General features: G+C 43.6%; 6 protein-coding genes. All 6 read right to left on the bottom strand.

Translation table 11 applies throughout. From position 1 onward, the window contains the following. Window positions 1-18: 18 nt before the first annotated feature. The gene (locus KDK15_RS16725; RefSeq protein ID WP_257296528.1) at window positions 19-216 is read right to left on the bottom strand and encodes a hypothetical protein; all 198 of its coding nucleotides are present in this window, start codon (window positions 214-216) and stop codon (window positions 19-21) included. 105 nt (window positions 217-321) lie between these two features. Further along, entirely contained in the window at window positions 322-807 is a 486-nt protein-coding gene (gene cutA, locus KDK15_RS16720; RefSeq protein ID WP_257296527.1) for a divalent-cation tolerance protein CutA, read from the bottom strand. Continuing rightward, complete coding sequence (locus tag KDK15_RS16715; protein ID WP_257296526.1) at window positions 773-1,831, bottom strand: methyltransferase domain-containing protein; 1,059 nt, start codon at window positions 1,829-1,831, stop codon at window positions 773-775. The genes cutA and KDK15_RS16715 overlap by 35 nt, the downstream gene beginning before the upstream one ends. A 38-nt stretch (window positions 1,832-1,869) precedes the next feature. After that, window positions 1,870-2,715, bottom strand: a complete 846-nt coding sequence (locus KDK15_RS16710) for an MIP/aquaporin family protein (RefSeq protein WP_257296525.1) — start codon at window positions 2,713-2,715, stop codon at window positions 1,870-1,872. 126 nt (window positions 2,716-2,841) lie between these two features. After that, window positions 2,842-2,994 carry a hypothetical protein gene (locus KDK15_RS16705; RefSeq protein ID WP_257296524.1) on the bottom strand — a complete coding sequence of 51 codons (153 nt, stop codon included), beginning with the start codon at window positions 2,992-2,994 and terminating at the stop codon, window positions 2,842-2,844. Window positions 2,995-3,515: 521 nt separating this feature from the next. After that, on the bottom strand, window positions 3,516-5,783 hold the full coding sequence (locus tag KDK15_RS16700) for a hypothetical protein (RefSeq protein ID WP_257296523.1): 2,268 nt from the start codon (window positions 5,781-5,783) through the stop codon (window positions 3,516-3,518). Window positions 5,784-5,971 lie beyond the last annotated feature (188 nt).

Below are 5,971 nucleotides of genomic sequence, written 5' to 3'. Positions count from 1 at the left end.
TTGAATAGGTTCGAGTAACTATAGATAGGTTTTCGTTAACTGCAACAAGCCCTTTCCTTCAGGTGCCCATCGTATTTTACGAACACCACCAGTTCCTCTGATAAGATCGCCAGAATCCGGTTTCTGTTGAAGGTGCCACTGCAATACCCGGTATTCATCATCCGATAAATATCCAGATAGCAATTTGGTAAAGCGGCTGGTTTCTATGAAAATCATACACTCATTATACGGCAAAGCCGTATAAAAACAATTCCGAAAGGAATTTCAATAATCAAGTAAGGATAAAAATCCTTTTTCCTGCAGAATGCTATCCGACCGTCTTTACTGGCTGTTGACCACAGTTTCTTCCCTTACCCAGTCAAGGTATTCTGGCAGGCCGCTTTCTATAGGTATCTGAATAATCTGTGGCACATCATAGCTGTGTTCAGCTTTCAGGTATTGCTCCAGTGCCTGATAACGCTCACAGGTGGTTTTAATACGAAGCAGAACTTCCGGGTCTGATTGAACTTCACCTTCCCACTTATAATAGCTGTGGATTGGACTGCTCTGAACGCAGGCTGCCAGACGCTTTTCGATGATGGCCCGGGCATGGGTGTCAGCTTCCTGTTGATTGGGGCAAGTGGTCAGTACCATGCAGAACCCAGTGGATGGTTTTATGGGCATTTGGCAACCGGTTAACACCATTTGAAAGTGGAAAAAGACGATGAAAAACACCAATTTTCCGGGTTGGTAATTTATCAGGTTCATGGACCAGTGGGTAGGGCTGCCCCTCTCAACAGCAACTGCCTGCCGTGCAGTCAGTCCCATTATCACCAACTGCCGGGAGACAGTTAAAAGGGCCATAATGGGTCTTCCGGTTGCCATGCACGGTAAAGTGGCTGCCATATCGGGTATCCTGCACCATCGCCGCGGTATTGCCACAGACCAGCATCGGTTTGCCATTGATAAACCGGTGATGGTCGTCCAGTTGGAAAAAGTGAGGGTGTTCCGGCAGGGTACCGTTGTAAATGGCCACCTGACCATAGTCTTCACAGATATCTTCAAGGTTATCCAGTTTGAACACTCGAACGGTCAGGGATTGAAAACCGATATTGCCAATTTTCTGTTCGATTTGTTGGTTGGCAATGGTGATCGGGCTGGCAGAAAGCAACCGGTAGTCCGGGTAACCCAGCCCGGTTAACAGGCGACGGAAATCTTCAATATAAAGTGCACCACTGAGGCATTCCCCCATCAGCACCGGATCGTCTTTTAACGGGGCCGGTATTCGCTGACCAGCAAACACATCACTGAAAAGCAGTTCGCCACCGGGTTTCAGTACCCGGAAAATCTCCCTGAATACCGCTTCCTTATGGGGCGAGAGGTTGATCACGCAGTTGGAAATCACCACATCAATGGAATTGTCTTCTATCCCCGGGGTTTGCAGATCTTCAATATAACCCTGCCTGAAGTCGACATTCGGTTGCCGAAAGCCAAACTTCTCCATCATGGAGGGAACATGCCCGGTGGCCACCACTAATTGTTCATCGGTCATATCGATACCGATAACATGGCCCTGTTCTCCCACCAGGCTGGCAACGATATAACTGTCTCTGCCGGTACCGCAGCCAAGATCCAGTACCCGGCATCCTTCCAGGGCCGATGGAATAGGCGATCCGCAGCCATAAAAGCGGTCCGTAATGGCCGGGTCGATCTGCTTCAGGATATCCCGGACGGGGGCTGGCATGGTACCGGGATCGGAACAGCAGGCATTGGTTTTAAGATCCTTGGTTCCGCCAAGAATACGGCCATAGTAGTCTTTAAGGACCTGATGATTACTGGAGTGGTTATTCATCGTTATCACCTTAGTTTAATGTACATGAAAAAGGGTTGCTATTTGCCCGGTGCAGTTGTTTTGTCAATTTTTATATGTTCTTCAACTGTCGTGTTCTTCATCAGCGGCTCCACAATTCCCGTGAAACATAAAGCGGCCATAATTCCCCCGGTAATCGGACCCGCAACATACACCGTCAAAAAACCATAATGCTTATCGGGAAACGCTGCGCTCGCCCAGCCGAACAGTGAGGCCAGCAGTCGGGGAGATAAATCTCTGGCCGGGTTGAGTCCTGCCTGGGTCAGTGGCGCAATAATTGAGATAATGGCGGCAACGGTTAAACCGATAAACAGGGGCGCCAGGGCCTGGTCCGGTCGTCCGGTGTTGCAGCCTTCGGTCAGGACGAGAATCATAAAGACCAGGGCAAAGGTGCCGGTACACTCGGCAAAAAATGCATTGACAGTGGATACGGAGGCGACCTGTCCGGCCATCGGGTTGGGGTAATACTCACCAAACATCATGGCACTGGCTATGGATGACTCGGTACCACGGACAATGTTATGGGTTAATTCATACTGCATGATTGAGCTGGAGAAGAGCAGGTAAAGCAGGGCTGCTGCCACAAATGCCCCGGTAAACTGGGCAATCAGATAACAGGGCAGTAGTGTCATGGACATCCGGCGAATGATCACCATGGCAATGCTCACGGCCGGATTAAGGTGAGCACAGGAAAGACGACGGGTAGCGTAAATCGCCAGGGTGACTGCCAGCCCCCAGACCATGGCCACCTGAAAGAGCCCGGCATGGGCAGAAAATAACACCGTCACAGCCACTGAACCGCAGCCAAATAAAACAAGGATAAACGTACCTATAAACTCTCCGGCAAAGCCCTTCAGATAATTCATTCCGGTCATACTCCTGATGATTCATATCTGGTCGTATGGTAAGCGAGCAAACAGATTTAGCATTTCTGAACCAATATGCCGGACGCTATCGTCGTAACGACGGGTTGCCTCCGGGGTGTAATCTGCCTACTTCGGGTCTGCCCGGGGGAGCGCAATGGGAAACGAGGCACCGGCAATCGCTGGGCAGGTGTTGCCAGCGTGACTGCAGGTGATAACAGCGATAAATTCTTTCTCTGGATTCTCAGGCGCATCATTAGAAGAATCCCGTGACTTACTCATTGTCGTCTACCCGGATGATTGATTTGAAATAAAAGACATAATTAGCCGGCGATATGAAACCATCTATTCTGACTTCTTCTTCAGTTACTTCCGACAACTGCGGCCAGCGACTGACGGTAAAACAATTTTGGGGCTTCCCCAAAGAAGCCAAATTATTCTCAGCTCTCTCGCTTGATTATAGCGCCTAAAATAGCTGCTTTTTTCAATACCGCAAAAAAATGATCAGAAACCTTTTAGTGAGTCGGTTTTTGATAAAAATACGGCGATAAACAAAACGTCATTAGTATTTTGTTATTTCGTATTGATTATTAAACGACATTTGTTGTTTACAAAATGTAAAAAATAATGAATGTCTGTTATGAACTTTTCTTATTCATTCCTGTCAATCTGCACTGGTAATAGATATTGCAACAGGAGCTGTTCAGGATTAAGAAAATAAACTTCTTCAAGTTTCGCATTGACATTGAGTTTCGGGTATGCGTTCCCACGGGGGCGTGGGAGGTGGGTAGAGACGAATCTGTTTAACCGATCCGTACAGGGGGGGCTGGAAATAGGCTCTCAGAGGTATTTGCTATACAGGAACTCCATTCCGCCATAGCTTTTAAAAGACGATTGTAGAGCTCTTGTTGTTTTTCACTCTTTAAATATGCGCTGAAATCTTCAAGTGAAGATAGCACTATAGCTGTTTTTGCGAGTGCTTTTTGAAGCTCTTTCAGTTGATCTTCTGCTCTGTTGATATCTTCTGTTGTGTGATGGTTTGATTTAGATAGATCATGTTGCTTATTTTTAAAAGCATTTATTATTTCCGGGAAACAGAGCTGAACTTCCCGGACTTTTTGTATGACTGGATTTAGCGTTTCTCTGGCAACATCTGGACACCAGACGGTTGAATTATGCCTGTATAAATTTATGATCATTTTAATATCTTTAACCAATTCCGGTACTTTCTCTTTTATTTTTATTGTAGCTTTTGGATTTTCATTACCTTCTATTGTAAATAGCTTTGTCAGGAAAGGCATAGGAAATTTCAAAACAGTGGATAAGGGTTGCCAGGTAGGAGCATACCCAAAGTCTTGAGAATGGCCGCGTAGTTTTTCAGGTTCCATTGCAGGTTTCAATGATAGCTCTCTGGATTTTTCTAACATGGTAATCAAGGCATTTTGAGCTTCAGAAAAATTTGGTTTTCTGTCAGAAGTACTCATGTAGGTGGTTGGTTTATCTATATATGGAGGTTTACTGGGTTCCGGGATGTTCAATTTACGACTTTCTTTAATTTTATTTTGTTCAGATTTAATTGATACTGATTTTGTACTCATGTCACCATTAAAGGATGATTTTCTTATTCCAAAATGTTGGCGGCACGCGTCATATAGTCTGCTAAGTTCGTCTTGAGCTGCTATTACTTCTGCACGCTCTTGGTGATAGCTGGTTTTATCACAGCCTTCGAGAGTAGTAAGCTTTGGATCTGTAACTAATTTTTGCTCTTTCTCCTCAAGTACTGATTTGATGGTTGTTTCGAGTTCCGGGATGCCAGTTTCTTTTAATAATTTTTCCTTTTCCATTCTGGAAAATTTATTGTCTAAAGTAGAAGATACAAATGTGCACTTTCTCTTTCTCTTTCTCTTTTTCTTTCCCTTTTTGGGCTCAGTGACCATTTGAACATTATCAGAAGATTTCTGATATTTTGGATTAGGACGGCGTATTCTTGCTGAACAGTCTGTGGTTTGGTTGATAGGCTTGTTGCTTTCTTCTTCAACAAAACTGCTGGTAGAGGAGGTAGGGCTGTATTTTGCAATCCCATTTAACGTTTGCTCGGCAGCCTGAACTGTATCTGATCGCTGCTTGCTCCCCTGTTTTTTCTGCTTTTGAGTGCAAGGGCTTTGATCATCCCAGTAGTAAGTCCTGTAATCAGAATTGGTCTCTGCTTCTGCGTTGGCTACTTTATCGGCATAATCAAAGCGTGAAGCGATGGCATCAATATGAAACTTGGTTAAGCTCGATGGTGAGGAGGAAGTACTATTATCCGGGTTATGAAAGGCTGCTTTTAATTCTCTTAGCTTGCGAATACAGTCGAAAAGTCTTTTATCTTTATGACGGATAAGATTGTCGGACAGTCGCCCTTTATCATTATTTTTTTGTGAATGTCGAAAGTTCCAATAAGCTAGCGTTGCTGTTGATGTCAGAATATCTGGGATTATTTCGGTTTCTTTCATCCATCTAGGGAAAAAATCACCTAAATCGTACTGTGCATCAGGGTTTTCGTCGTCTTGATCGAATAAGGATCTGTCTTCAGGATTGGGAAGCCAGCTTCCGGATTGATAATATTCTTCTAAATGATTAAGTTCTCTTCCGATATCATTGACTAAATCTAATTTTCCACCAGTCAATAACTGGCTTATCGTTTTCTCTACCTTAATTTTGTGTCGATCTGAAAAGCCATTTTGAGCCATAATACGATCTATTTTTTTTAATAAAATGATCAGTCTGTTGTAGAAAACTCCATTGCCATTGAGTATCTCAACAAGGTTATCATTGAAGCTACAGTACTTTTTAAGTGTATTTAATTCGAGTTGTAGAGCTTCAGGCAAATGAGTTAAAAAAGCCTCTACAGGCAATTTACTAGTACCTTGATAATTTTCTATGGTTGTGAACGAACTGATATGTTTTCTATCATACTGTTGTTCAGTTTCTGGTAAAAATTTATTATCTTCTTGTTTTATGTCGAATAGACTTTTTCCAGAGGTTGTATATTTTGATGTAGGCGATGATGGTAGTGCTGGTATGGTCATGATTTAATTAAGTGGTTATCCGGTTTTTATATGGTTAGATGGCCTTGATAGAAAATAGTTCCATAGTTCTATAAAAATTACTGGAAATTATTAATCTAAAAGTGATAGCTACAGGCTGTCTGGTTTCAGTATGTAAGTAGTTAACCAAATGAAATCATATATTTCTGACTAAGTTGTCAGTCACTCTG

The organism is Endozoicomonas sp. YOMI1, assembly GCF_024606345.1.
In the GTDB taxonomy this organism is placed as follows: domain Bacteria; phylum Pseudomonadota; class Gammaproteobacteria; order Pseudomonadales; family Endozoicomonadaceae; genus Endozoicomonas.
Note: the sequence above shows the minus strand (reverse complement) of the source record. Positions and strands in the feature narration are given on the sequence as shown.